We start from the raw sequence: 25912 nt of genomic DNA on the forward strand, positions 1-25912 counted from the left end.
CACGTCCAGATTCAGGCGCCCATTCGGTCATCGTCTTAGCGTTTGCATGTCCCGGCCGCGCAGCGTGCCGGTGTGGAGTCAAAGATGTCCCTCCCCGTAGCCACCCTCGTCACCGGCGGCAGTTCCGGCATCGGCCGCGCCATCTGTGAAATGCTGCTGGCCGATGGCGTGACCCAGGTGGTCAATGTCGACTACGCCGCGCCGGCCTGGTCGCATCCCAACATGACCTTCTTCCAGGCTGACCTGACCGACGCCGAGGCGACCCGCGCCGCGGCGGAGCAGGTCACGTCGCGCTTTGCCGTCACGCGCCTGGTGAACAATGCCGGCGCCACCCGTCCCGGCACCGCCGACAGCGCCACCGTTGCCGACCTGGACTACGTGACCGGCCTGCACCTGCAAGCGCCGCTGCTGCTGCTGCAAGCCTGCCTGCCCGCGATGCGCGCCGCAGGCTTCGGCCGCATCGTCAACATGGCCTCGCGCGCCGCGCTGGGCAAGCCCGAGCGCGTGGTGTACTCGGCCACCAAGGCCGGCCTGATCGGCATGACCCGCACGCTCGCCATGGAACTGGGCGGCGACGGCATCACCGTCAACGCCGTGGCCCCGGGCCCGATCGCCACCGAGCTGTTCCGCAAGAGCAATCCGGAAGGCGCCGAGCAGACCAGGCGCATCCTGGCCAGCATCACGGTCAAGCGCATGGGCACCCCGGAAGATGTCGCGCGCGCCGCGCTGTTCTTCCTGTCGCCGGACAACGGTTTCGTCACCGGCCAGGTGATGTACGTGTGCGGCGGCACCACGCTGGGCGTTGCGCCGGTATAAGCGCGTCCTGGCACTCAAAGATTCGACAAGAAGAGACGTTAACCAAACGTCACGCATGGCGGCCCGGAGCCGGGCCGTCAACCGGGATGCGCGCGAGTGCGCAGCATCCGTTCGGGAACGGCAATCACGCCATTTCAGCACAACGTCCTGCACGGGCCCCAATCTCCGCTCGGGACAGCTTTACCGGAGTAATACCGATGAGACACGATTCCCAGACCTCCACCACGCGCCGCCGCCTGCTCGCCGCTGGCGTGGCGCTGGCCGCCACCTTTGCCGGCTTCGCCGGTGCCGCGCACGCACAAGGCGGCTACCCGACCAAGCCGATCACGCTGATCGTGCCGTTCTCGGCCGGCGGCACCACCGACATCCTGGCACGCATCGTCGGCCTGCAGCTGGGCAAGGCGCTCGGCCAGCCGGTGGTGATCGACAACCGTCCGGGCGCGGGCGGCAATATCGGCGCTTCGCTGGCGGCCAAGGCGCCGGGCGACGGCTACACGCTGTTCATGGGCACCATCGGTACGCATGCGATCAACCAGTCGCTGTATTCCAAGCTGCCGTATGACCCAATCAAGGACTTTGCGCCGATCACGCGCGTGGCGATGGTGCCCAACCTGGTGGTGGTGAACCCCAAGGTGCCGGTCAACAACGTCAAGGAACTGGTCGCCTACGTGAAGGCGAATCCGGACAAGCTGTCGTATGGCTCGTCGGGCAGCGGCTCGTCGATGCACCTGTCGGGTGAGTTGTTCAACTCGATGACCGGCCTGCATATCCAGCACATCCCGTACAAGGGCAGCGCGCCGGCGGTGAACGACCTGCTGGGCAACCAGATCGGGCTGATGTTCGACAACATGCCGTCGTCGTATCCGCATGTGAAGGCGGGCAAGCTGCGCGCGATCGCCGTGACTTCGGCCAAGCGTTCGCCGGCACTGCCGAACGTGCCGACCGTGGCCGAGTCGGGCGTGCCGGGCTATGAGGCGACTTCGTGGTTCGCGCTGTACGCAACGGGTGGCACGCCGCAGCCGATCGTCGATCGCCTGAACGCGGAAGTGGTCAAGATCCTGGCCATGCCGGAAGTGAAGAAGCAGATGGCAGACCAGGGTGCTGAGCCGAATCCGGAAAAGCCGGCGCAGCTGGCGGCGTTCATGAAGGCTGAAACCGCCAAGTGGGCCAAGGTTGTGAAGGCTTCGGGTGCTACGGTGGATTGAGGATTGATTTGGTCTTTGTTGTTTGAAAGAGCCGGCCCATTGGGCCGGTTCTTTTTTTGGTTGTTGTTGTGCCTTGCGAATGGCATCTGGTGGACATTTGATGTGCCCTGGTTTCGCCCCTAAAGGGGCGAGTCACTTTTGCCCGAGCGGCAAAAGTAACCAAAAGCGCGTTTACTGCCCTGCGGGCGGCTACTCTTATCGTAGTGGGCCGCGGCTTTCGGACGGGGCTTCGCTTCGTTGCAGAGCAGGACTGCCTGCCGCCTTGGTGCGCCACGGTGGCCTGGGATTGACGCGATGCTTGAACGAGCCCAGAGCTGTGGGTGGCCCCTGCTGCGGGCGGCGACGTACAAACGCCTACGGCTGCGCTGCGCGCCGGCAGTATCTCAGCCGGGGGAGAGGGCCGGAGCCGCCACGAAATAGAGCCAGCCAAATCAAATAGCCACCAGGTGCCAGCCGCAAGAGCACCAACAAATCTTCGGGCAGCGTGTGTCGGCGGAACTCGGCAAGCTGCTGAAGGCGCCGGATGTGGAGTCAGAATAAGCGAGAGCATGTCGGTCAACACCGGGACCTGCGCGGGCACCCTGAACACCCACTGCCCACCGGAGTCCAATGGTATGACGCCAGCCTGGACCCGGAGGCAAGCCATGCATGACCTGACCTTTGTTCACGCTGACGCCGCCCATGTCGAGTGGCAGGTCGCGCTGGCCGATTGCCAGAGGCAGCTGGACACGCAGGACCTGCTGCGCCAGGCGCGGCTGGACCATGCGCCGCCGCTGACGCTCGGCTGGTGCTACCTGAGCGATTACTACGCGCTGGCCGCGGAGGCGATCCTCGCCGCGTTGCAGCAGAACTGGCCCGGGGTGTCGTGGGTCGGCACGGTTGGCCTCGGCGTGTCGGCGAGCGGCGTGGAGTACTTCGATCAGCCGGCCATGGCGCTGCTGGCGGCGCCGCTTCCGCGCCACGCCTTCCAGCTGTTCTCGGGGCGCCAGCCCTTGCCGGCGGCGTCGTCGGGCTTTGTCCCGCATACCGCGCTGGTGCATGCCGAAGGCAGCACACCCGATGTGCAGGAGCTGCTGCACGAGCTGAGCGCGCGCACCGCGACCGGCTACCTGTTCGGCGGACTGAGCTCGGCACGCAACCGTACCCTGCATATCGCCGACGGCGTGTATTCCGGCGGCCTCTCCGGCGTGCTGTTTGGTCCGGAAGTCGAACTCGTCTCCCGCGTCACGCAGGGCTGCCAGCCGATCGGCCCGGCGCGCGCGGTGACACGCAGCGAACACAACCTGCTGTTTGCGCTGGACGGCAAGCCCGCGCTGGATTGCGTGCTGCAGGACCTGGGCGTCGAGCGTGACGCACCCGTGGAAGTGATGGCCGAAGCGTTGTCGGGAACGCTTGCGGGTCTGAACGCTGCCACCGACGATGCGCCGGTGCAGCCGGGCAGGTTCGGCGCGGATACGCTGGTGCGCCACCTGATCGGCCTGGATGTGCAGCATCGCGTGCTCGCGCTGGCCGACCAGGTCGCGCCCGGTATGCGGCTGGCGTTCTGCATGCGCAACGCCGCCGCGGCGCGCGCGGACCTGGAACGCATCGCCACGGAAATCCGCACGGACATCGAGCAAGGCGGCGGCCACGCGCGTGGCGCGCTCTACATCAGCTGCTCAGGCCGGGGCGGGCCGCACTTCGGCGCGCCGCATGCCGAACTGCAGACTGTGCGCGCTGGGCTGGGCGACCTGCCGCTGGCCGGTTTTTTCGCCGGCGGCGAGATCGCGAGGGATCACCTTTATGGCTATACGGGAGTGCTGACGGTCTTCACCAGTCATTGAGCGGGCCGGGGCGCCTCAGCGGATGACGGCCTCGATGCCGCGCAACTGATGCGCAAACCATCTGCGCAACAAGCCGTTCGACCAGACCATCGGCAGCGAAGACGCAACCATGCGATAGACCTGGCTGCGCGGCATTTTCGAGGCACTGGCGGGATCCAGCCATTGGTCGTTGCGCACCAGCAGCAGCAAGGTTTCCATGCCGATCAGGATCGGCCACAGGCACGCCAGCCGCAGCCGGACGAAACGCCGCGGGATGGCCAGCGTGTAGGCCATGGCCTGCTGGAAATGATCCAGCGTCATGGCGGCGAGCGCATGCATCATGGCGCGCGCTCGCGCCGAGGCGTCCGGCAGCAGCAAGTCCCGCGGCGCCAGCCCGTGCTGTTCCAGCAGCGAAGCCGGCAAATAGCAGCGGCCGATGCGCAGGTCCTTGCCGCAGTCGCGCAGCACATTGGTCATCTGCAACGCCTTGCCGAAGCGGATCCCGCTGCGCAGCATGGCGCCAGAATCGCCGTTGATCGCCCCCGGCACGTGAGCCGCGGTCATGTGGGTCCAGAATTCGCCGACGCAGCCGGCGACCATGTAGGTGTAGTGATCCAGCGCAGCGAGGTCGGGCAGCGCCACGACGCGGGCGGCGCGCTCGTCGGGAAATGTGCGCAGGTCGAATTCCATGCCCTCGCTGAGGGTGGAAACGATCTGCCTGACCGCTTGCCGGTCGGCCGGGTCGAGTTGCATCAGCATTGCCAGCGCCGGATCGAGCGACTCCAGCAGGATCCGCTCGTCCGATAGCTGCTGGTGGCGAGCCAGCTCCGCCGCGATGCTGGGCGCAGGCGCCGCGTCACCCATGTTGCCGTTGACCTGGCGGCGCAAGGACAGCAGTAACGCCAGCCGCCTTTCCGGCGCAACCAGCGCGGTATCGGCAATCGTGTCGGCGGCACGCGCCAGCAGGTAAGCTAGCCCGACCGGGTCGCGCATGCGCGCGGGCAGTACACGCAGCGTGAGGTAGAACGAACGCGAGACGCCTTTGAGCAGCGGACCGAGGAGGAACGCCCGGCTGGGTTCGCGCATGGGTGGTGTCCTGTTCCCTGAGAGGTTTGCGGAATGGCATGGGTCGCCCGGCCGCAGGCCGGGCCCGGGCATTGTACCTTTGGCGCGACGGGCAGATCCTGGATCCGCAGGTCCTGGTCAGGGCGAGGATTTGCCCAGATAACGCTCGAACCACTGCGACGCCAGGCGGGCGACGGACTCCAGTGCGCCGGGCTCTTCGAACAAATGGGAGGCGCCGGGAACGATCACCAGCTTCTTCTGGCACTTGAGCTGGGCAAAGGCGAACTCATTGCGCTCGATGACGCTCGTATCCAGCCCGCCGATGATCAGCATGGTGGGCGCAAGCAGATTCGCCAGGGCGTCGGCGCCCGCCAGGTCGACCCTGCCGCCTCGTGAAACGATGGCGTGTATCGGGATCGGCGACTGGCTGGCGGCACGGATCGACGCGGCGGCACCGATGCTGGCGCCGAAGTAGCCCAACTTCGGTGGCACGCCTTGCTGCCGCACCACCCAGTCGGTCGCCTGCGCCAGCCGCGAGGCCAGCAGCCCGACGTCGAAGCGGATCGCCTGCACCTGGTCTTCGTCCGGCATGAGCAGGTCCATCAACAGCGTTCCCATGCCGCAGTGGTTGAGTTCGGCGGCCACATACCGGTTGCGCGGGCTATGCCGGGAGCTGCCGGTGCCGTGCGCAAACAATACCAGGGCGCCTGCGCCAGGCGGCAAGGCGAGCATGCCTTGCAACGCCACGCCACCGGCGGGGATTACAACCTCGATGGCATCTGCACTGCTGCTGCGCATGGCGCCCTCCGGAAGATGGCGCTTCGACGCTGCCCGCGTTGCAATCGGCCCCATCGCAGTCCACTATAGGGCGAGCGTAGCGGCGAGGCCAGCCGCCATGTGCTGGTCCGCTGACGCGCGGAACCGGCAGACCCTCCACCAACAATCGGCCAGCGTCCCGATGCATCAGGAGAGGCCATGAAAACACTGTTTCTCGTTCGCCACGCCAAGTCGAGTCGCGATGAACCGTCCTTGCCAGACCGCGAGCGCCCGCTCAACGATCGCGGTCTGCGCGACGCCCCGGAAATGGGCAAGCGCCTGGCCGAGCGCAAGGTAAAGCCAGACCTGCTCGTGTCGAGTCCGGCCGTGCGCGCCCTGACTACGGCGCACCTGATCGCAGACGAAATCGGCTGTGCCCGCAAGGAAATCGCGATCGATGACCGGCTGTACGCCAGCAGTGCGGATGAGCTGCTGGCTGTCGTCCGTGCGCTCGACAAGAAGCTTGGCAGCGTGATGTTGTTCGGCCACAACCCCGAATTCACTGACTTCGCGCAACGCCTTTCGGACGAGATCACCGACATGCCGACCTGCGCCGTCGCCAGATTCCGTTTCGACACCAAGGCATGGGCGGATGTCGGGGACATCACCCCGTCGGAAGTCTCGCTGGATTCGCCCGGGAAGCCGTAGTCGAAGTTCGGGCGCGGGCATTGCAGCGATATCTCCGGCTTGACCATCCGGGGCGAAGCGATAAGAATTTGTGATCGCAGGCAAAAGCCTGCCGTCATGCACTTCTGCCCGTCGTTCCACCCCATGATCCCACCCGTCAGCACCCTGCACGGCCGCCTGAAAATGCAACACCTGCGCCTGCTGCTGGCGGTGGAGGAGCGCGGCTCGCTGCGGCAAGCCGCCGAAGCGCTGACGTTGACGCAGCCCGCGGTCAGCAAGATGTTGCAGGACATGGAAGACCTGCTGGGCGTGCCGTTGTTCGAGCGCCATGCGCGCGGGCTGCGTGCGACGCGCTTCGGGATGGCGGCCACGCGCTATGCCCGGCTGGTGTTTGCCGACATGGATGGCTTGCGCGACGAGCTGGTGGCGCTTGAGTCGGGCAAGATCGGGCGCGTGCGGGTCGGCGCGGTGATGGCGCCGACGCCGGGCCTGCTCGCCGACGTGATCCGGCGGCTGAACCGCGATCATCCGCGGCTGGAGGTGGCGGTGCAGGTGGAGACCAGCGACCTGCTGGTGCCGCTGCTGGAGCGCGACCAGCTCGATATCGTGCTGGGCCGCGTGCCTGATGGCTGGGACAGCAGCGGCCTCGAGTTCGAGCAGCTTGGCGACGAGGGGCTGGCGATCGTGGTCGGACCGCAGCACCCGCTGTCGCGGCGGCGCAAGCTGACGTTCGCGGAGCTGACCCGCTACCCGTGGATCATGCAGCCACGGCCCAGCCCGATGCGCGCGCTGATCGACCGCTCGTTCGAAGATGCCGGCGTGCCGGCGCCGCCGTCGACCATCGAGACGGCAGCGGTGCTGATGACCACGTCGCTGCTGGCCGACAGCGAACTGATCGCGGTGCTGCCTGAGTCGGTGGCGGCGTATTACGGCCGCCTCGGCGCGCTGGCGGTGCTGCCGTTGCCGCTGCCGCGCAAGCTGGGACCGTACGGCATCGTCACGCGGCGCGGGCGCCCGCCGACCGCATCGATGAGCCTGCTGATCGATGCGCTGCGGGCGCTGTCGCGCTAGCGCTGCGGCTTGCCGTCGAGGCGCCAGGCGTGGCGCTGCTCGCCGTCGGGGCGCAGCGACGCGGGCAGCAGTTCAGCCGGCATGTCCTGGTAGCTGACCGGTCGCACGAAGCGCGCGATGGCGAGGCTGCCGACCGAAGTCGAGCGGCCATCCGACGTGGCCGGCCAGGGGCCGCCGTGGACCATGGCGTGTCCGACTTCCACGCCGGTGCCGAAGCCATTGACCAGGATCCGGCCCGCCAGGCGCTCCAGCGCGGGCAGCAGCGCGCGCGCGGTGTCATGGTCGGCGGGATCGATATGCAGCGCCGCGGTAAGCTGGCCCTCAAGCGATTCGACCACGCGCCGCATTTCCGCCGCATCGCGGCAGCGCACCACCAGCGACGACGCGCCAAAGACTTCGTGGCGCAGCGTCTGGTCGGCCAGGAAGGCCTCGGCGCTGGTGCTGAACAGCGCCGCCTGCCCTTGCCGCGCGCTGCCTGCCTTGCCGCGCGCCACCAGCTGTACCTGCGGATGCTGCGCGAGCGTGCCGACGCCGTTGCAGTAGGCGCGCAGGATGCCGGCGGTCAGCATGCTCTGTGCGCCGATGTCCGCCAGGCTTGCCGCCGCGGCTTCCAGGAACTGGTCCAGGCCTGCGCTTTCCATCGCCAGAACCAGTCCGGGATTGGTGCAGAACTGTCCGGCGCCGAGCGTCAGCGAGCTGGCGAACGCCGTGCCGATGGCTTGCGCGCGGCTGGCCAGCGCATGCGGGAACAGCAGCACCGGATTGATGCTGCTCATCTCCGCATACACGGGAATCGGCTCCGGGCGCGCCGCGGCGATCGCCATCAGCGCCTGGCCGCCGGCGCGCGAGCCGGTGAAGCCGACGGCCTTGATGCGCCGGTCCGCCACCAGGCCCTGGCCGATTTCCAACCCGGTGTCGAAGAGCAGCGAGAACGTGCCTTCGGGCAGGCCCAGGTCCGCCACGGCCTTCTGGATGGCGCGGCCGACCAGTTCGGAGGTGCCGGGGTGCGCCGGATGCGCCTTGACAATGACGGGGCAGCCGGCGGCCAGCGCCGATGCGGTATCGCCGCCCGCCACCGAGAACGCCAGCGGAAAGTTGCTGGCGCCGAACACCGCGACCGGGCCCAGCGGGATATGGCGCAGGCGCAGGTCGGGGCGCGGCAGCGGCTGGCGTTCGGGCTGTCCCGGGTCGACGCGCAGCTCCAGGAAATCGCCTTGGCGCAGCATGCCGGCGAACAGCCGCAGCTGGCCCACGGTGCGCCCGCGCTCGCCTTCGATGCGGACGCGCGGCAGGCCCGATTCGCTGGCGCAGCGCTCGATCAGCGCGTCGCCCAGTGCCAGGATGTTGCCGGCGATGGCCTCGAGGAAGTCGGCGCGCCGGGCCGGTGCGATTTCGCGATAGGAGTCGAAGGCCTGCCATGCCAGCGCGCAGGCTTGGTCGAGCTGTGCCGGCGTGGCCCCGCCGAACGCGGGTTCAAGCGTGGCGCCGGTAGCGGCGTCGATGGCGTGCAGGGTGCCGTGCGTGCCGCGGATGGATTGGCGGCCGATCAGGAGGTTGCCGGTGAGGGCCATGTTGGGACTTGGGAAAGAGTGGTTGGTCATGGCGTTTGCAGGAGTAGTGCCATGGCGAAATGTCGCGACTTCGTGGAGGCTCCGGCCCTCACCCCGGCCCTCTCCCGCAAGCGGGAGAGGGGGCACACAGCTGGCAACACAACGCTCGCTGGTTTGCGCCCCTCTCCCGCTTGCGGGAGAGGGGCCGGGGGTGAGGGCAAGCGCTTCTCGATGCGAGGCGCTGCCAAATCAATGCGCGCTTTCAGCGCCCCCACCGCAACACCAGCGGATCCACTCGCCGTGCCACCTTCAGCAGCCCCTCGCGCGTGGCCGGATGCATCGGCTGCAGCGGATGCCTTACCGCGTCCGACGCAATCACCCCGCCTTCCTTCATCAACACCTTGCTGGTCGCCAGCCACCCTTGCCGGTTCTCGTAGTTGATCAGCGGCAGCCACTGCTGATAGCGCTGCGCCGCCAGCTCGGCGTCGCCGGCCTGCCACGCATCCAGGATCTGGCGGATGCCGTCCGGGAAGCCCGCGCCGGTCATCGCGCCGGTGGCGCCGGCTTCCAGGTCTGCCATCAGCGTGATGGCCTCTTCGCCGTCCCACGGGCCGACGATGGCGTCGCCGCCCAGCTCGATCAGTTCGCGCAGCTTGGCCGCGGCCTGCGGCACTTCGATCTTGAAGTACGAGACATTGGCCAGTTCGCGCGCCATGCGGGCGAGGAAGGGCGCGGACAGCGTGGTGCCGCTCACCGGCGCGTCCTGGATCATGATGGGGATATCGATGGCATCGGAGACCGTGGCGAAGAAGTCGTAGATGCCGCGCTCGGGCACACGGATGGTGGCGCCGTGGTAAGGCGGCATCACCATCACCATGGCGGCGCCGGCGTCCTGCGCGGCGCGGCTGCGCTCGGCGCAGATGCGCGAACTGAAATGCGTGGTGGTGACGATCACCGGCACGCGGCCGTCCACGTGCTCGAGCACGGTCTTCATCAGCACGTTGCGCTCGTCGTCGGTCAGCACGAACTGCTCGGAGAAGTTGGCCAGGATGCAGAGGCCGTGCGAGCCGGCATCGATCATGAAATCGATGCAGCGGCGCTGGCCGTCGAGGTCGAGGCCGCCGTGCTCGTCGAAAATGGTCGGCGCGACCGGGAATACGCCGCGGTAGACGGGCGCCTGGGATCGGGTCATGGTCTCCTCCTTGCAACTGGCACGCGGCCAGCCTGGGTTCTGGGCAGTCAATCGGGTCGGGCCAATATACGAGCCGGGCAGCGGGGCTGTATATTGAAACCTTTCCATCTGGTGATCGCTTTTACGACTCACTACGTCCCAGCATGAAATCCACCCTGGACACTCTCACCGGCCGCCTGCGCATGAAGCAGCTGCAACTGCTGATCGCGCTGGACGAGCACCAGTCGCTGCACCAGGCCGCGGCCGCAATGGCAATGACCCAGTCGGCCGCCAGCAAGTCGCTGCAGGAGCTCGAAAGCATGCTGGAAGCGCCGCTGTTCGAGCGCTCCAGACGCGGCATGCGCCCCAACGCCTTCGGCCATTGCGTGATCCGCCATGCACGGCAGCTGGTGACGGACCTGGGCGCGATGTGCGAGGAAGTGGCCGGAATCCGTGCGGGCAGCGGCGGGCGCGTCGCCGTCGGCGTGATCATGGGCGCGGTGCCGGATGTGCTGGTGCCGGCGCTCGAGCAATTGCGGCAGGCGCATCCGGGGCTCGCGCTCGAGATCATCGAGGACATCAGCCTGCGCCTGCTCGGCCAGCTCGACGACGGACATCTTGACCTCGTGCTCGGCCGCTCGCTGGTCAGCGACGAACCCGGCAAGTACCACTACCACCCGCTGGGCGACGAGCAGGTGTCCGTGGTGGTTGGCCACCTCCATCCCGCGTCGCGGGCGCGGGCGATGGACTTTGCTGATCTAGCCGGTTATCGCTGGATCACTTACGCGGGGCACATGCCGATGCATGCGCTGCTGCAGCGCGAACTGGACCATGCGGGCGTCAGCTTTCCCGCCAATGCAATCTCCACATCGTCGGCGCTGATCACCGTGGCGATGCTCCAGCGCGATCCCGGGCTGGTGTCGCTGCTGCCGACCAGCGTGGCGCAGCTGTTCGTGCGCCAGAAGATGCTGCGCATCCTGCCCGTGCACCTGCAATCGCGCCAGCAGACCTTCGGCATCGTCACGCGGCGCGGCGGCGCCTTGTCGGCTTCCGCGCGGCAGCTGGTGGCGATCCTGAAAGCGCAGGCGGGGAGACCGGCATTATCGGAATAACCAAGGTATAACCCCAGGTGATCGCCAGTTCAAAAAACGTCAGTAGTGGCGAATCGCTGCTGCCCATATAGTCTGCTCATCCGCGCCACCAGAGCCGGACAGCAAAACGGAGACAGCGATGAAGACACGGATTGCCGGCGCATTTGCCGGCGCACTTGCCGGCCTGGCCACGGTGGCCGCTGCAGTGACGACCAGCGCCTGGGCGCAGGACACCCGGCCGGTGCGTCTGATGGTGGGCGCCGCGCCCGGCGGCGGCACCGACGTGATGGCGCGCATCGTCTCCGACAAGCTCGCCGCACAGTTGAAGCAGCCCGTCATGGTCGACAACCGCCCCGGCGCGTCCAATACCATCGCCGCGGACATCACCGCCAAGGCCGCACCGGACGGTAACACGCTGCTGATGGGCGTGGTCACCTCGCAGGCGATCGCGCCGCACCTGCTCAAGCTGCAGTTCGATCCGCTCAAGGACCTGGCGCCGGTGGCGCTGGTGTCGTCGGTGCCCAATGTGCTGGTGGTCAACAACCAGGTGCAGGCGCGCGACGTCAAGGCGTTGGTGGCACAGATCCAGGCCAGCCCGGACAAGTTCCGCTTCAGCTCGTCGGGCGTCGGCAGCACCCAGCACCTGGCCGGCGCCGCGTTTGCGCGCCAGATCCAGGGCAAGCTGCTGCACGTGCCGTACAAGAGCAGCAGCAGTGCGCTGGTCGACCTGATGGGCGGCCAGGTGGACATGAGCTTCGAGACCATGCCGTCGGTGATCAACCATATCAAGGCCGGCAAGCTGCGCGCGCTGGCGGTGACCGCGGACAAGCGCTCGGCGCTGCTGCCGAACGTGCCGACACTGGCCGAGGCTGGCGTACCAGGCATCCAGATGAATGCCTGGTACGGCGTCTACGCGCCGGCCGGCACGCCGCCGGCCACGCTGCAGAAGCTGGGCACCGCGCTGTCGACCGTGATCAAGGATCCGGATACCGTGCGCAAGCTGGCGGACGTTGGCGCCGTACCCGGCACGCTGACCGCCGCGCAGTTTGATGCCTTCTCGCGCGCCGAGTACGCGCGCTATGGCAAGCTGATCGTCGAGCTTGGCGTCAAGCTCGACTGAGCCTGCATTTCAAGAGAATTTCATGACTTCACGTCCACGAATCGCGATGGTGCTGGGCGATCCCGCCGGCATCGGCCCCGAACTGATCGCGTGCCTGCTGGCCGACCCGGCCACCAGCGAACAGGCCGACATCCTGCTGATCGCCGACCGCGACGAATGGCGCCGCGGCATGCAGGTGGCAGGCGTCGAGCTGGCGCTGGCCGAGACCGATACCCTCGCGTTCGCGCCAGGCGCGCCGCGCCTCTACCACTGGGAACTGGACGGCAAGCCCGCCTATCCGCGCGGCGCGTCCAGCGCCGAGGGCGGCCGCTACAGCCTGGGCACGCTGTCGCTGGCGCTGGGGCTGGCGCAGTCGGGCCAGGCAGACTCGATCCTGTTCGGGCCGCTCAACAAGAGCTCGCTGCACGCCGCGGGCATGGACCACAGCGACGAGCTGCACTGGTTTGCCGAGCAACTCGGCTACCACGGCAATTTCTGCGAATTCAACGTGCTCGACGGCCTGTGGACTTCGCGTGTGACCTCGCACGTGGCGCTCAAGGACGTGCCGGCGATGATCACGCCGGAACGCGTCGGCGCCGCCATCGACCTGATCGACCAGGCGCTGCGCCGCGCCGGCATGGCGAGCCCGCGTATCGCCGTGTGCGGCCTGAACCCGCACAACGGCGACAACGGCGCCTTCGGCCGCGAGGAGATTGACGTGATCGCCCCGGCCGTCGCTGCGGCGCGCGGGCGCGGCGTGAATGCCGAAGGCCCGTTCCCGGCCGACACCATCTTCCTGAAGGTGCAGGGCGGCCCGTCGCAGCGGCAGTTCGACGCCATCGTCACCATGTACCACGACCAGGGGCAGATCGGCATCAAGCTGATGGGCTTCTCGCGCGGCGTGACGGTGCAGGGCGGGCTGCCGGTGCCAATCACCACACCGGCGCACGGCACCGCGTTCGATATCGCGCAGCAGGGCCGCGCCGATCCCGGCGCCACGCAGCAGGCGTTCCAGATCGCCTGCCGCATGGGTGCGCAACGGCGCGCCGCCGCCAACGCCTAGCCACTCGTCCATCCATACCGGATCCAGCATGACCGCCCCCGGCGCGGCCGGGGAGCGTTCGCGCCAACGCATTGCCATCAGGAGCTGAACATGAAGATCACCAACGTCCGCGCCCGCGTCTTCGAATGGAAGGGCAAGACCGTGCCGCCGCAGGCGCACTTCTGCACCAACGCCACCGACATCCTGTTCGAGCGCGGCGACGCCATGGGCTCGTTCCGCTTTCACGGCTGGATGGTGGTCGAGATCGAGACCGATACCGGCCTGGTCGGCATCGGCAACTGCGCGCTGGCCCCGCGCGTGGCCAAGCAGATCGTCGACGAGTACCTGGCGCCGGTGGTGATCGGCCGGGATCCCTTCGACAACGAATACCTGTGGCAGAAGATGTACCGCCGCACCCACGCCTGGGGCCGCAAGGGCATCGGCATGGCGGCGATCTCGGCGGTCGATATCGCGCTGTGGGACCTGATGGGCAAGGCCGTGGGCAAGCCGGTGTTCAAGCTGCTGGGCGGGCGCACCAAGGAAAAGATCTGGTGCTATGCCTCCAAGCTGTACAAGAACGACGACCGCGATGCCTTCCTGGCCGAAGCGCAAGGCTACCTTGACCAGGGCTTTACCGCGATGAAGATGCGCTTCGGCTACGGCCCCAAGGACGGCCCCGCCGGCATGCGGAAGAACATCGAGCAGGTGCGGTTGCTGCGCGAGCTGGTCGGCGACGGCGTCGACATCATGCTGGAGTGCTACATGGGCTGGACGCTGGAATACGCGCGCCGCATGCTGCCGCGCCTGGCGGAGTTCAACCCCCGCTGGCTGGAAGAGCCGGTGATCGCCGACGATATCGAAGGCTATGTCGAACTGAAGAAGGCGAGCCCGTTCCCGATCTCCGGCGGCGAGCACGAGTTCACTTCGTACGGCTTCAAGGACCTGCTGGAGCGCCGCGCTGTCGATGTGATCCAGTACGACACCAACCGCGTCGGCGGCATCACCGCGGCGCAGAAGATCAACGCGATGGCCGAGGCCTGGTCGGTGCCGGTGATCCCGCACGCCGGGCAGATGCACAACTACCACCTGACCATGGCGTCGACCGCTTCGCCGATGTCGGAGTACTTCCCGGTGCACGACGTCGAGGTCGGCAACGAGCTGTTCTACTACATCTTCAAGGGCGACCCGGCGCCGGACAACGGCTACCTGCAGCTTGACGACAACCTGCCGGGACTGGGGCTGGAACTGAACGAGGAATATTTCAGCCAGTTCAACATCATCGGCTGATGGGGCGGCAACGGGCGCCGATCACGCCGGCGCCCGTTTGTACCGGATGCGGCATCTGCCGACCATGGCAACCCACGCCCGCTGGCATTTGCCGGACTAGAATCAAGAGGCGAAAAAGCTCGTCCTGGAGTTCGCCATGGCCAGATCCCTCCGTCTGCTGGCCGTCTGCGCGGCGCCGCTCGCCCTGAGCGCCCTTGCCGCGCCGCCCGCCGGCACCCTGTCACTTACCTTCGTCCATCCGGAGACCTATACCGACGCCGCGTACCGCAGCGACTACGGCAGCGACAAGGAGCGGGCGCAGGTGATGAACGATATCCGCCGCCATTTCGACAAGCTGGCGGCCCGCTACCTGCCGCAGGGCTATGCGCTGAGCATTGAAGTGCTCGACGTCGACCTCGCCGGGCATTTCGAGCCGTGGCGCAGGCAAGCCTACGACGTGCGCATCGTGCGCGATGTCACCTGGCCGCACATGACGCTGCGCTACGAACTGCGCGGCAGCGACGGTGCCGTGATCGGCAGCGGCGAACAGCGTATCGCCGACCAGACTTTCAATTTCGGCGTCAACATCTACGATCCCACCGACAGGCTGCGCTACGAAAAGGCCATGATGGACCGCTGGTTCGACGAGGCCGTGACCCGCCGGATCGCGGCGCGCCAGACGGGCCACGGATGACCTGACAATCGCACTACTGGCCGTAGATGTGCTGCCGCGACCAGCAGCGCGGCGGGCGACATCAGCCGGTCGGTCGGCGTGATCAGGCCGAAGTCGTCCATATGGCAGGGCATGGCCATCGGCAGTGCAGCGCAGGCCGGTGCCTGAGCGCCGGCGTCACGGCCGCCGCTTCTTCCACTCATAGTCGGGCGGCGGGTCCGCCGCGCCGGCGCGGCCGACCGAGTCGGGGTTTTCCGAGCACAGCGTGACAAAGCTCACCGGCTCGCCCGCATGCTGGCGCTGGCGCAGCGCTTCGGTGAAGTGCAGCGCCTCGCGCATCGCGTCGCTCGGAAACGACTGCGCGTGCGGCGTAAGTCCGGTGCCGTGGGCTTCGGACCAGTAGACCATGTACATAAGACTTCCTTTTGCGTGCGCCGGGTTGTGCCTGGTTGCTGCAACCTTCGTTCCCGCTGCCGCGGCTGCAGGCAGTGGGAGGCGGAGTGTCCGGGGTCCACGATTGCAATCCCTTCCTCCGCCTTTTGCAAGCTTTGGCATGGCGCAGGCACAATGGGCGCTACTCGTACGGTCGGGCTTCGGGCGCCTCGCGCCTTGCCGCTCGATGCTGATTCCGCTGTGCCTTTCCCGTCCCGTCTCGCCTCCCCATGCCTGATATCGCGCTGATTCCCGCCACCGCCGCCGATGCCGACCGGCTCGCAGCCATGCACACCGCCAGCTGGCAGCACACCTATCCCGGCATGCTGCCAGACGCGTACCTGCGCGAGCAGGCCTATCCGGAGCGGCTGGCGGCCTGGCGGGCGCGCCTGCATGAGGGCGCGGATGGCCCCGTGGAGGCCACGCTGGCGCTGGTCGATGGCGTGGCCGCCGGCTTTGCCTGCCTGTTGCCCGAGGCCGAGCCCCAATTCGGCATCTACCTGGACAATCTGCATGTCCTGCCGGCCTTCCATGGCCAGGGAGTGGGCAAGCGGCTGCTGGCGCATTGCGTGCAGCGCGTGGCGCAGCGCTGGCCGGGGCAGCCGCTGTTCCTCTATGTGCTCGAGGCCAATACGCAGGCGCGCGAGTTCTATCAGCGGCTGGGCGGCGAGGCATCGGAACCGTTCGAGGACGACTTCCACGGGCCTGGCCTGCGCGTCATGGTGCGGCGCGTGACCTGGCCCGACGTGGCGGCGCTGGCCAGGCGGCTGGCGTAACGCTATATGGCGGGCGCGGCAGGCATTGCCGAACCGCTTGCCACTGGCCTACCATCGCCGGCATGCCAACCGGAGACGCCCAGCCATGATCCTGTCGACCGCCAGCTTGCCGCAACCCGCCTGTTCGCGCCTGTCCCGGGCCCTGGCCGCAGCCGCGATGGCTGTGGTCCTGGCCGGCTGCGCCGGCACGACCGCAGTGCCGCCCGCCGCGGCCAAGCCTGCCGATGCCGCGGCGGCCGCGCACTGGCAGCGCGTGCATCTTGGCGCAGGCGCCGGCTATGACTTCCCGGTCTATGCCAGCCACCGGCTCGACGGCGACCTGTCGCGCATCCGCGAAGTCGTGTTCGTCCAGCATGGCCTGCAGCGCAACGGCGATGACTACTATGCCGCCGGCGCCGAGCTGCTGAAGGCCAGCGGCCGCAAGCCCGACGAAGTGCTGCTGCTCGCGCCGAATTTCCCCGGCACGCCCGATCAGAAGAAGGGATTCACCGGCATGCCGCACTGGTCGGTGCAGGGCTGGCTCAGCGGCGAGGACGCGGTCGACGGCCCGGCGCGCGTCAGTTCGCTGCAGGTGCTGGACGACCTGCTTGCCTTCGTCACCGACAAGGCGCGGCTGCCGCTGGTCGGCAAGGTGACGGTGGCCGGCCATTCCGGCGGCGCCCAGATCGTGCACCGCTACGCGGTGCTGAACAATGTCGACGAGCGCATCCGCGCGGGCGGCATCGACCTGCGCTACGTCGTGGCCAACCCGTCGTCCTATCTGTATTTCACGCCGGTGCGGCCGGCCGGCGCCGATGGCAAGTCGTTCGCGCCGTATGACAAGGCCCTTTGCCCGGACTACGACAAGTACCGCTACGGCGTGCAGGACATGGTGCCGTACGCGAAAGGTGCCGACGGCATGGCGCTGTACAAGCGCTATGCCGGGCGCCAGGTGACCTATCTCGCCGGCACCGAGGACAACGATCCCAACCACCGCGTGCTCGACAAGGCCTGCGGCGCCGAGGCCGAGGGCCCGACGCGGCTGCAGCGGGCGCGTGGCTACCTGCGCTACGAGCGCTACCTGGCCAGCCCGGGCCTGGTGATCCGGCACCAGGCGCATGAAGTGGTGGGCGTGGGGCACGACCAGGCGCGCATGTTCGGTTCGCAGTGCGGGGCGCTGGCCGTGTTCGGCATGCCTGAAGCCGCCAATGCCGGTGGCGCGGCCTGTCGTGCGCCGCAGCTCTGAGGCGGGAGCACCCGGATACCGCCACGGCAAGAAAAAACCCGCGGAAATCGCGGGTTCAAGTCCCTGCCCGCAGGATCGGGCTCGGAGGAGACAACCACAGGAAAAACCGCGGCGTCCGGTCAGCTCAGGTTGTACTTGACGACCTGTTCTTCGACGCCGACAAAACGTACCAGCTGGCGCAGGCCGCTGGCGTATTCCTTGATGTGGTGCCCGTCAGGCGTATCGGGCAGCCGGTAGTAGATCGGGGCCTTGTCGCGCAGCGGCTGAAGCAGGCCGAGCCGGCGGTCGCAGGCATCGGCCTCCCAGGCGACGTCGCGCTCTTCGGCAAGCATGGGTTTTCCGGTCATGGACATACTCCAGATTCGGTGCATGGTGCGGCCGGGGACGGGTCTTTCTTGCTCGCACAGGGTTTCAATGTATGGAATGTATGGCAGGTAACGCAAAAATGCCATTCAGCATTATTTAATTCTGTCTGCCGAGAAATTTCGAAACTGCCAGATTTGCCGAATATATGTCCGCACTTGCAAGTATTGCCGGATTGCGGCGATGCTTGCATACACGCTTTGCCGGCAGCGTGGGGCATTGCGCTAACATAGCGCCAGTTTTTGCGGCCCATGGCACGGCACGACCGGCGCTTCGGCCGCATGGCATTTCCCGAACCCTCAACCGCCCCCGACGGGCCAATGCCCAGAAGCATGTCGACCCAGCACGCCTTGTTGATTTCCCTGCTTGAAAAGCCGTCGTCCGGTTATGACCTGGCGCGCCGGTTCGACCGCTCCATCGGCTATTTCTGGCATGCCACCCACCAGCAGATCTACCGCGAGCTGGGGCGCATGGCTGACAGCGGCTGGATCGCGGCCGACGAGAGCGAGACGGCGGAAAACGAGGGCGCCACCGACCGCAAGAATCGCAAGAAGGTCTACCGGGTGCTGCCGGCCGGGCGCGACGAACTGGTGCGCTGGGTGCTGGCACCCGGCGCCGGCCTCGACCAGCGCGAGGAAATCCTGGTCAAGCTGCGTGCCGATGCCGCGATCGGGCCGCTCGGGCTGGGCGAAGAAATGCGCCGGCTGATCGCGCTCCACCAGGCGCGGCTCGAAACCTACCTCGCAATCGAGCGCAAGGATTTCTCCGCGCCCGACATGGACCGCGCGCAGCAGTTGCGCTATACGCTGCTGCGCCGGGGTATCCGCTTCGAGCAGGACTGGGTGGCGTGGGGAGAAGACCTGCTGCCGCTGCTGGAGCGCCCGCCTGCGTAGCGCGCAGCGCCAGAGCAAAACGCCGGCCCGGGCGACTGCCCTGCCGGCGTTTTTTGTTGCGGATTGTTCAGGCTCAGGCCACGTCGACCGCGCGGGCACCCGCCTGGCTGGCTTCGCCCAACCCCAGGCGCCGGCGCGCCAGCGCATATTCCTCGGCAAAGCGCCGCACCAGCTCGCCCGCCGGCACCACGCGCTTGATCGCGCCCACGCCCTGGCCGGCGCCCCAGATATCCTTCCACGCCTTCGCGCTGGCCGAGCCGAAGTTCATCTTGGACGGATCCGACTGCGGCAGCGCCTCCGGATCCAGGCCCGCGCGCTCGATGCTGCCGCGCAGGTAGTTGCCGTGCACGCCGGTAAAGAGGTTGGAGTAGACGATATCGCCGGCGCTGCTGTCGACGATCATCTGCTTGTAGCCGTCCTGCGCGTTGGCTTCCTGCGTGGCGATGAAGGCCGAGCCGATGTAGGCCAGGTCGGCGCCGGCGGCCTGCGCGGCCAGGATGGCGTCGCCGCTGGAGATCGCGCCCGACAGCAGCAGCGGGCCATCGAACCATTCGCGGATCTCGTGCAGGAGCGCGAACGGCGACAGCGTGCCGGCATGGCCGCCGGCGCCGGCAGCCACCGCCACCAGCCCGTCGGCGCCTTTCTCGATGGCCTTGCGCGCAAAGGTGTTGTTGATCACGTCGTGCAGCACGATGCCGCCGTACGAATGCACCGCGTCGTTGACTTCCTTGCGCGCGCCCAGCGAGGTGATCACGATCGGCACCTTGTAGCGCACGCACAGCTCCAGGTCATGCTCGAGCCGGTCGTTGGACTTGTGCACGATCTGGTTGACCGCGAACGGCGCCGCCGGGCGGTCCGGATGCTTCTCGTTGTGCTCGGCCAGCTCGGTGGTGATGCGGTCCAGCCATTCTTCGAGCTTGGGTGCAGGGCGCGCGTTCAGCGCCGGGAACGAGCCCACCACGCCGGCCTTGCACTGGGCAATCACCAGGTCGGGGTTGGAAATGATGAACAGCGGCGAGCAGACCACCGGCAGCGACAGCCGGTTCTGCAGCAGGGCGGGGAGGGCCATGGGTGAAGTCTCCTGGGTAGTACGGTGAGGCAAAAAAGAATCTGGCGGGCGCGCTCGGCAGCTTGGCCGCTTACGCGGCACCGGTCAGCACGTCCTTCTGGCTGGCGAGGAGCGCGCCCATGGCGGCGGCCAGCGCCTCCAGTCCCGAGCGCGGGCGCACCATTACTTCGAATTCGGCAATATGGCCGGCGTCGTTAAAGCGGATCATGTCGATGCCCTTGAGCGCCTTGCCATCGACCGTGGCGCTGAACTCGAGCACCACGCTGTGGCCGTCCTCGCTGACAAAGCTGCGGTGGTAGCGGAAGTCGCGGAACACCTGGTTCACCGTGGTCAGCACCAGCGCGATCGCGGCACGGCCGGGGTAGGCGGTATGCGCGACCGGCGAGCGGAATACGACTTCGTCGGCGACGATGGCGTCCAGCCCGGCCATCGAATTGGTGGCAATCAACTGGTGCCAGGTGTCGAGTGAGGCCTGCGCTGCGGGAATCAGCTGGGTGGTCACTGTGGTCTCCTTAATTGGCCAGGGCGGTCAGGCGGTCCATGCAGGCCGGGCGGTCGTGGCATGCGCGGCTGCGTTGTGTTCTTGTTGCGCTCTCGTCTTATGCAACCAGTTGCATAGTGAATCGAAAGGTAGCACGCGATGCTGCCCTGCGCAAGCCGGCGCTTTGAACTGGCGCGAGTGGAAGGCGCTCCGCAGTGACGGCTTGACTACAATAGGCGGCATCGACCCGGCGGATCTCACCGCAACCGCAAGCCACTGCAGGAGAAGTCAGTGACCACTAAGTCGACCGTCCATCAACCCGGCCAGGCTGCACTGTTCGATGCCGACCTCGCCGCGTGGCGCGCCCATCCCGAACGCGCCTTCGACGGCTGGCTGGCGCGGCACGGCTTCCGGCACGGCACCAGCGTGGTGTACCGCGCCATGTGGGGCAAGCTGCTGCGCTGGTCGGCCGAGCGCGGACTGCCGCCGCTGAGCTGGTCGGCGGAGCAGATCGGCGAATTCCTCGACGCCCAGCAGTTGCACAAGTCGCATCGCTACCGCTATGCGCGGCTGATCGAACGGGTTTTCCACCATCTCTCCCAGTTGCGCGAGGGCATGCACAACCCCGGAAGCCAGGCGGTGCGCGCGCACCTGGCCGAGGGCGAGAACGACCCCACTGCCTTCCTGCTGCCGGGCGAGCGCGACCTGCTGGTGGCCCGCATCCTGGGGCCGGCAAGCGTGCCGCCGACGGCGGAGGAATGCCGTGCGGCATCGCCGACGCAATGGAAGCGCGCGCGCGATGTCGCCTTGCTGGCGGTACTGCTGGGTGGCGGGCTGAAGGTGGGCGAAGCGCGCGCCCTGCGCCTGGAGGCCATCGACGACGGTGCCCCTGGCCGAATGGCGCTGCGCATGGTGCGTCCGGACAATGGCCGCGCCTATACCGCGCCGCTGTTCGCGCTTGCGCATGCCCCGCTGCGGGCGTGGCTGGCGCTGCGCGAGGCGTCGGGCACGCTCGGCAGCCTGCTGTTCCCGGCGATGCCGGCGGGCCGGCCGATGCACGCGGCTTCGGTCTACCGGCGCGTGGAAATCCTGCTCGACGAAGCCGGCGTGCTAGCCGGCCGCCATGAGCGGGCCTCGCCGCAGACCTTGCGCAATACCTGCGCGGCCATGCATTTCGAGGCCGGCACGACACCGGCCGAGGTCGCGCAATGCCTGGGCATGCGCGACCTGGAATCGGGCTGGCGACTGCGCGGCGCGTACGAGGCCTGGCAGGCACGAGCGGGGTTGGTGATCCCGGCAAGCGACAGACAGCCCTGAGTGCTGCGTCGCCGTGCTTGTAACTGTGTGTGCCAGCTGACCGGGCACGGCTGACTCTTCGTGGATAATAGGCGACACTACCGCCTGCGCGGGCTCAATGTGCGGCATCAGGCATTGCACGATTGCGCTTGAGACCACGCCGCCCTGAATCGAAATCCGACGCTAATTCCCATGCCCGAAACCCTGCTACTTACCGGCGCCACCGGCTATATCGCCTCGCATACCTGGGTCGCGCTGCTCAATGCCGGCTACCACGTGATCGGACTGGATAATCTGTGCAACAGCAGTCCGATAGTGATCGAGCGGCTTGCTGCCATTACCGGCAAGACCCCGCATTTTGTCCAGGGCGACGTGCGCGACCGCGCCTTGCTGGACCGGCTTTTTGCCGAACACCGCATCAGCGGCGTGATTCATTTTGCCGCGCTCAAGGCAGTGGGCGAATCCGTGAGCCAGCCGCTGCAGTATTACAGCAACAACCTCGACGGCCTGCTGACGGTCTGCGCCGCCATGAGTGCAGCCGGGGTGAAACAACTGGTGTTCAGTTCCTCGGCCACGGTTTATGGCAATCCCGCGACTGTGCCGATCCTTGAGGATTTCCCGCTGTCGGCGACCAATCCGTATGGCCAGACCAAGCTGATGGGCGAGCAAATCCTGCGCGACCTGGAAAAATCGGATCCGGCATGGCGCATTGCCTACTTGCGCTATTTCAATCCGGTCGGCGCGCACGAATGCGGGCTGATCGGCGAAGATCCGCGCGGAATTCCGAATAATCTGATGCCCTACGTGGCACAGGTGGCCGGCGGGCGCCGCGAGAAACTGATGGTATTCGGTGGCGACTATCCCACGCCCGACGGTACCGGCGTGCGCGACTATATCCACGTGTGCGATCTCGCCGACGGGCATCTGGCGGCGCTGGTCTACCTGCGCGACCAGGAGCGGGGCATGACCGTCAACCTGGGCACCGGCCGCGGCTACAGCGTGCTGGAGGTGGTCGAGTCCTACCAGCGAGCCAGTGGCCGGCCGGTGCCGTATGAGATCGTGGCGCGCCGCCCGGGCGATATCGCCTCTTGCTATGCCGATCCCGCGCTGGCCAACCAATTGCTGGGATGGCGCGCGCAGCACGGCATCGAGCGCATGTGCCAGGACTCTTGGCGCTGGCAGTCGATGAACCCGCAGGGGTTTGACGCCTGAGCGGCAGTTCCGGCAAAACACACCAAACAAAAACGCCACGGCTTGCAACCGTGGCGTTTTGCCAAGCCGCCGGCGTGGCGCTTCAGCGAATCAGGAAGTCCTCGACAGTTTTGCCCTGGGCCAGGGCCTGGGTCAGCCAGCCCGGACGCTTGCCGCGGCCGGTCCAGGTATTGCCCGCACTGTCGCGATAGCGCACCGGCACCTTGCGGTTGACTGCCTTCTTGCCGGCCGGTGCTTTCGCGCCAAAACCCAGGTCTTCAGCGGTCAGGCCATATTGCTCGATTTTCTCGCGAATATCCGAGATCACCGTAGCCTGCTCGCGCGCCTTGATTTCCTCGGCTTGCTTCTGCAGTTCACTGATTTTCTGAACGATTTCCTGATAAGTCGCCATTGCGTCCTCGGTTTCCGGTGGGGTGATATGCGTGGGTGTCGATACAGCGGATGTCGCGCAAGGTTGCGCAGTGCTGCATTGTTGGTGTGCTGAAATGCTGAAAACAATTATAACGGGGTAGCGAGCCGCTGCAAATGCCGGGGCGCTATTCCAGCATGGTTTTTGCGAAAATTCTTGCCGCCGATATTGCCGTGAACTTTCGTGAACCATTCCGGTCACCCCGCCGGATTTGAAGCGGAACGCGACGCTGAACCACCTGTACTGCGGGGCCGGCACATAAATCGCCCTGACCGGACCGATCCGCCCAAACCAGCGCTGCCGGGGCTGCGCCGGCGCCGCTCGAAATCAAATTGCCATAATCGGCGCCGCCCCGGCGAATAAAGCGTCTGCTTACATGCCGTGACACGCGGCGTGCCGTATATCCGACATCTGGCTTGATTCCGACCATTTGCCGCGCGCGCGGGCGCTTCTGCTCAAGTACCAGATGGCCGCGCCGTTATCCGGGCAGGGCGGATCAAGCGGGTGTCTGGTCTTGCCGTAACGAGGCCAGGGGTGTGCCTCGCGGAATGCTTACGTTTTCCTTTCAACAATGTCTTTCCACAACAATATCCAGATCAAGACCCTGTTGCGGGGCGCCATGGGAATGCTGTCGGTGCTGCTGTTGCTGGTCGGCGGCGCGGGCCTGCACGGTATTTCGTCCAGCAACGACTCGCTCAAGGACACGTATTCCAACCGGCTGGCTTCTGCCATTGCACTGAGCGACGCCATGCTGGCCACCACCCGCATGCGCCTGGCGCTGGACCGCAACGTGATGCAGGGCGAGCCCGATGATCCCAAGGTCAACGTGGATCGCTCCAAGGTGTTCGTGGAGGCGTCCGAAGCGGCCTGGAAGCGCTACACCAGCCTGCCGCAGAACGACCAGGAAAAGGCGCTCGCCGCCGAACTCGGCCGCCAGCGCCAGGCCTTCCTCGAGCAGGGCGTGCTGCCGCTGCAGCAGGCGACGCTGGCCGGCAACCAGGATGAGGCGGTGCGCCTGGCCCGCAAGGTACTGCCCGACCTGCAACGCAGCATGTCCACCGCGCATGAAGCGCTGCAGAAATTCCAGCTGAGCGCCGGCAAGGCGAATTTCGACGCCGCACAGGCCAGCTTTGCCAGCATCCGCACGCTGTCGATCGCGCTGGTCGTGCTTGGGCTTGCGGTCGCGGTGCTGTGCACGGTGGCGCTGAACCGCGCCATCGTCGCGCCCGTGCATGAAGCGCTGGCCGTGTTCGAGCGCATTGCGCGCGGCGACCTGACTTCACGCATCACCAGCATCTCGAAGAACGAGATCGGACGCATGATGCAGGCGCTGGCCGAGATGCAGGCCAGCCTGTCGGGCATCGTCGCCGAAGTGCGTACCGGTGCCGACTCGATGGCGTCGGCCACGCAGCAGATTTCCACCGGCAACCAGGACCTGTCGCAGCGCACAGAGGAACAGGCCTCGTCGCTGGAGCAGACTGCCGCCAGCATGGAAGAGCTGACCACGGTGGTGCGCCAGAGCGCCGACAATGCCCGCCAGGCCGGCGTGCTGGCGAACGAAGCGTCGCAGATCGCGCTCAAGGGCGGCGACGTGGTCGGCCGCGTGGTCGACACCATGAACGAGATCAACGGCGCCTCGCGCAAGGTGGTCGAGATCATCAGCGTGATCGAGGGCATTGCCTTCCAGACCAATATCCTGGCGCTGAACGCCGCGGTGGAAGCCGCGCGTGCCGGCGAGCAGGGCCGCGGCTTTGCCGTGGTCGCGGGCGAGGTGCGCAGCCTCGCGCAGCGTTCGGCCTCGGCGGCCAAGGAGATCGAGGCGCTGATCGGCGAGTCGGGCGAGCGCGTGGAAAGCGGCACCCGGCTGGTGGCGGAAGCCGGCCAGACCATGGGCGAGATCGTGCAGGCGGTGCGCCGCGTGACGGACATCATGAACGAGATCGGCGCGGCCTCGCTGGAGCAGACCACCGGCATCGAGCAGGTCAACCAGGCCGTGACGCAGATGGACGAAGTCACGCAGCAGAACGCCGCGCTGGTGGAAGAGGCTGCGGCCGCTGCCGGGGCGCTGGAAGAACAGGCGCAGAAGCTGAAGAACGTGGTTTCGGTCTTTACCCTCGCAGGAGGTGCCGTGGCCCCGGCCTCGCGCATCGCGCCCGTGCATGCAGGCGCTACGGTGGCCCGCTCCGGGGCTGCCGCCCCGGCCGCCGCACCGGCTTTCGTACCGGTCGCGCCTCGCGTTGCCATGGCGCGAACCGCGGCCCCGAGCCATGCAGCGCGCCCCGTGCCGCGCCCGGCGGCGGCCGCTGCCGGCAGCGGCGATGACTGGAGTGCGTTCTAAACAACTGTCCCCGGCAGGGGACCCCCGTATTGTTTTGTTCACACGGCGACCGCAAGATGCCATGATGCGAGGTTTGCCCCGCGTCGGGTTTGTCTTCGCGCATTTTCTTTCCCTCCGCGCAGCC

The 25912-nt window shown here is 67.1% G+C and carries 25 protein-coding genes and 1 pseudogene; 16 read left to right on the forward strand and 10 right to left on the reverse strand.

Going from position 1 to position 25912, the window contains the following annotated elements:
• Nucleotides 1–84: 84 nt before the first annotated feature.
• The 3 genes from VSR71_RS21185 to VSR71_RS21195 all read left to right on the forward strand — a co-directional run bounded on the left by VSR71_RS21185 (nt 85) and on the right by VSR71_RS21195 (nt 3844).
• Complete coding sequence (locus VSR71_RS21185) at nt 85–816, forward strand: SDR family NAD(P)-dependent oxidoreductase (RefSeq protein WP_342915810.1); 732 nt, start codon at nt 85–87, stop codon at nt 814–816.
• Between the two features lie 197 nt (nt 817–1013).
• Complete coding sequence (locus VSR71_RS21190) at nt 1014–2021, forward strand: tripartite tricarboxylate transporter substrate binding protein (RefSeq protein ID WP_342915811.1); 1008 nt, start codon at nt 1014–1016, stop codon at nt 2019–2021.
• 644 nt (nt 2022–2665) lie between these two features.
• Nucleotides 2666–3844 carry an FIST signal transduction protein gene (locus tag VSR71_RS21195; RefSeq protein ID WP_342915812.1) on the forward strand — a complete coding sequence of 393 codons (1179 nt, stop codon included), beginning with the start codon at nt 2666–2668 and terminating at the stop codon, nt 3842–3844.
• Nucleotides 3845–3859: 15 nt separating this feature from the next.
• Here the strand turns inward: VSR71_RS21195 and VSR71_RS21200 are convergent, their stop codons facing one another.
• Together VSR71_RS21200 and VSR71_RS21205 are read right to left on the reverse strand one after the other, a co-directional pair.
• Complete coding sequence (locus VSR71_RS21200; protein WP_342915813.1) at nt 3860–4909, reverse strand: phytoene/squalene synthase family protein; 1050 nt, start codon at nt 4907–4909, stop codon at nt 3860–3862.
• Between the two features lie 117 nt (nt 4910–5026).
• The gene (locus tag VSR71_RS21205; RefSeq protein WP_342915814.1) at nt 5027–5686 is read right to left on the reverse strand and encodes an alpha/beta hydrolase; all 660 of its coding nucleotides are present in this window, start codon (nt 5684–5686) and stop codon (nt 5027–5029) included.
• A 177-nt stretch (nt 5687–5863) separates the two neighbouring features.
• On the opposite strand from VSR71_RS21205, the gene VSR71_RS21210 reads away from it, so the two are divergent.
• Both VSR71_RS21210 and VSR71_RS21215 read left to right on the forward strand, forming a co-directional pair.
• Nucleotides 5864–6352 (forward strand): SixA phosphatase family protein, encoded by a 489-nt coding sequence (locus VSR71_RS21210; protein ID WP_342915815.1) that lies wholly within the window; start codon nt 5864–5866, stop codon nt 6350–6352.
• Nucleotides 6353–6475: 123 nt separating this feature from the next.
• Nucleotides 6476–7402: a LysR family transcriptional regulator gene (locus VSR71_RS21215; RefSeq protein WP_342915816.1), complete on the forward strand. Its 927-nt coding sequence runs from the start codon at nt 6476–6478 to the stop codon at nt 7400–7402.
• Here the strand turns inward: VSR71_RS21215 and VSR71_RS21220 are convergent.
• Both VSR71_RS21220 and VSR71_RS21225 read right to left on the reverse strand, forming a co-directional pair.
• Nucleotides 7399–8973 (reverse strand): aldehyde dehydrogenase (NADP(+)), encoded by a 1575-nt coding sequence (locus VSR71_RS21220; protein WP_342915923.1) that lies wholly within the window; start codon nt 8971–8973, stop codon nt 7399–7401. The genes VSR71_RS21215 and VSR71_RS21220 overlap by 4 nt on opposite strands.
• A 241-nt stretch (nt 8974–9214) precedes the next feature.
• Nucleotides 9215–10144 (reverse strand): dihydrodipicolinate synthase family protein, encoded by a 930-nt coding sequence (locus VSR71_RS21225; RefSeq protein ID WP_342915817.1) that lies wholly within the window; start codon nt 10142–10144, stop codon nt 9215–9217.
• 143 nt (nt 10145–10287) lie between these two features.
• On the opposite strand from VSR71_RS21225, the gene VSR71_RS21230 reads away from it, so the two are divergent.
• The 5 genes from VSR71_RS21230 (at nt 10288) to VSR71_RS21250 (ending at nt 15315) form a co-directional block, all read left to right on the forward strand.
• The gene (locus VSR71_RS21230) at nt 10288–11235 is read left to right on the forward strand and encodes a LysR substrate-binding domain-containing protein (protein ID WP_342915818.1); all 948 of its coding nucleotides are present in this window, start codon (nt 10288–10290) and stop codon (nt 11233–11235) included.
• Between the two features lie 118 nt (nt 11236–11353).
• The gene (locus VSR71_RS21235) at nt 11354–12334 is read left to right on the forward strand and encodes a tripartite tricarboxylate transporter substrate binding protein (protein ID WP_342915819.1); all 981 of its coding nucleotides are present in this window, start codon (nt 11354–11356) and stop codon (nt 12332–12334) included.
• 22 nt (nt 12335–12356) lie between these two features.
• Nucleotides 12357–13376: a 4-hydroxythreonine-4-phosphate dehydrogenase PdxA gene (locus VSR71_RS21240; RefSeq protein ID WP_342915820.1), complete on the forward strand. Its 1020-nt coding sequence runs from the start codon at nt 12357–12359 to the stop codon at nt 13374–13376.
• A gap of 90 nt (nt 13377–13466) precedes the next feature.
• On the forward strand, nt 13467–14642 hold the full coding sequence (locus tag VSR71_RS21245; protein ID WP_342915821.1) for an L-rhamnonate dehydratase: 1176 nt from the start codon (nt 13467–13469) through the stop codon (nt 14640–14642).
• Nucleotides 14643–14778: 136 nt separating this feature from the next.
• Nucleotides 14779–15315, forward strand: coding sequence for a DUF3016 domain-containing protein (locus tag VSR71_RS21250; protein ID WP_342915822.1), 537 nt, complete (start codon nt 14779–14781; stop codon nt 15313–15315).
• A 29-nt stretch (nt 15316–15344) separates the two neighbouring features.
• Here VSR71_RS21250 and VSR71_RS21255 read toward each other — a convergent pair.
• Nucleotides 15345–15440, reverse strand: a pseudogene (locus VSR71_RS21255) (LysR family transcriptional regulator); the annotation flags it as partial.
• A gap of 31 nt (nt 15441–15471) precedes the next feature.
• Complete coding sequence (locus tag VSR71_RS21260; protein ID WP_342915823.1) at nt 15472–15708, reverse strand: hypothetical protein; 237 nt, start codon at nt 15706–15708, stop codon at nt 15472–15474.
• Nucleotides 15709–15956: 248 nt separating this feature from the next.
• Here VSR71_RS21260 and VSR71_RS21265 point away from each other — a divergent pair, with 248 nt between their 5' ends.
• A complete protein-coding gene (locus VSR71_RS21265) occupies nt 15957–16502 on the forward strand; it encodes a GNAT family N-acetyltransferase (protein ID WP_342915824.1) in 546 nt (181 codons plus the stop codon).
• 85 nt (nt 16503–16587) lie between these two features.
• Nucleotides 16588–17727 carry a hypothetical protein gene (locus tag VSR71_RS21270; protein ID WP_342915825.1) on the forward strand — a complete coding sequence of 380 codons (1140 nt, stop codon included), beginning with the start codon at nt 16588–16590 and terminating at the stop codon, nt 17725–17727.
• Between the two features lie 119 nt (nt 17728–17846).
• Here VSR71_RS21270 and VSR71_RS21275 read toward each other — a convergent pair whose 3' ends face one another.
• Nucleotides 17847–18074 carry a hypothetical protein gene (locus VSR71_RS21275; protein ID WP_342915826.1) on the reverse strand — a complete coding sequence of 76 codons (228 nt, stop codon included), beginning with the start codon at nt 18072–18074 and terminating at the stop codon, nt 17847–17849.
• Nucleotides 18075–18422: 348 nt separating this feature from the next.
• Between VSR71_RS21275 and VSR71_RS21280 the strand changes: the two genes are divergently transcribed.
• The gene (locus tag VSR71_RS21280) at nt 18423–18983 is read left to right on the forward strand and encodes a PadR family transcriptional regulator (protein ID WP_342915827.1); all 561 of its coding nucleotides are present in this window, start codon (nt 18423–18425) and stop codon (nt 18981–18983) included.
• A 73-nt stretch (nt 18984–19056) separates the two neighbouring features.
• Here the strand turns inward: VSR71_RS21280 and VSR71_RS21285 are convergent, their stop codons facing one another.
• Together VSR71_RS21285 and VSR71_RS21290 are read right to left on the reverse strand one after the other, a co-directional pair.
• A complete protein-coding gene (locus tag VSR71_RS21285; protein ID WP_342915828.1) occupies nt 19057–20052 on the reverse strand; it encodes a nitronate monooxygenase family protein in 996 nt (331 codons plus the stop codon).
• Between the two features lie 70 nt (nt 20053–20122).
• Complete coding sequence (locus VSR71_RS21290) at nt 20123–20554, reverse strand: nuclear transport factor 2 family protein (protein ID WP_342915829.1); 432 nt, start codon at nt 20552–20554, stop codon at nt 20123–20125.
• A 270-nt stretch (nt 20555–20824) separates the two neighbouring features.
• Between VSR71_RS21290 and VSR71_RS21295 the strand changes: the two genes are divergently transcribed.
• Entirely contained in the window at nt 20825–21850 is a 1026-nt protein-coding gene (locus VSR71_RS21295) for a tyrosine-type recombinase/integrase (protein ID WP_342915830.1), read from the forward strand.
• 171 nt (nt 21851–22021) lie between these two features.
• Nucleotides 22022–23041 carry a UDP-glucose 4-epimerase GalE gene (gene galE, locus VSR71_RS21300; RefSeq protein ID WP_342915831.1) on the forward strand — a complete coding sequence of 340 codons (1020 nt, stop codon included), beginning with the start codon at nt 22022–22024 and terminating at the stop codon, nt 23039–23041.
• A gap of 82 nt (nt 23042–23123) precedes the next feature.
• Here galE and VSR71_RS21305 read toward each other — a convergent pair whose 3' ends face one another.
• Complete coding sequence (locus tag VSR71_RS21305) at nt 23124–23432, reverse strand: H-NS histone family protein (protein ID WP_342915924.1); 309 nt, start codon at nt 23430–23432, stop codon at nt 23124–23126.
• A 589-nt stretch (nt 23433–24021) separates the two neighbouring features.
• Between VSR71_RS21305 and VSR71_RS21310 the strand changes: the two genes are divergently transcribed.
• Nucleotides 24022–25788 carry a methyl-accepting chemotaxis protein gene (locus tag VSR71_RS21310; protein WP_342915832.1) on the forward strand — a complete coding sequence of 589 codons (1767 nt, stop codon included), beginning with the start codon at nt 24022–24024 and terminating at the stop codon, nt 25786–25788.
• The last annotated feature ends 124 nt before the right edge of the window (nt 25789–25912 follow it).

Source organism: Cupriavidus oxalaticus (genome assembly GCF_038900635.1).
In the GTDB taxonomy this organism is placed as follows: domain Bacteria; phylum Pseudomonadota; class Gammaproteobacteria; order Burkholderiales; family Burkholderiaceae; genus Cupriavidus; species Cupriavidus oxalaticus_B.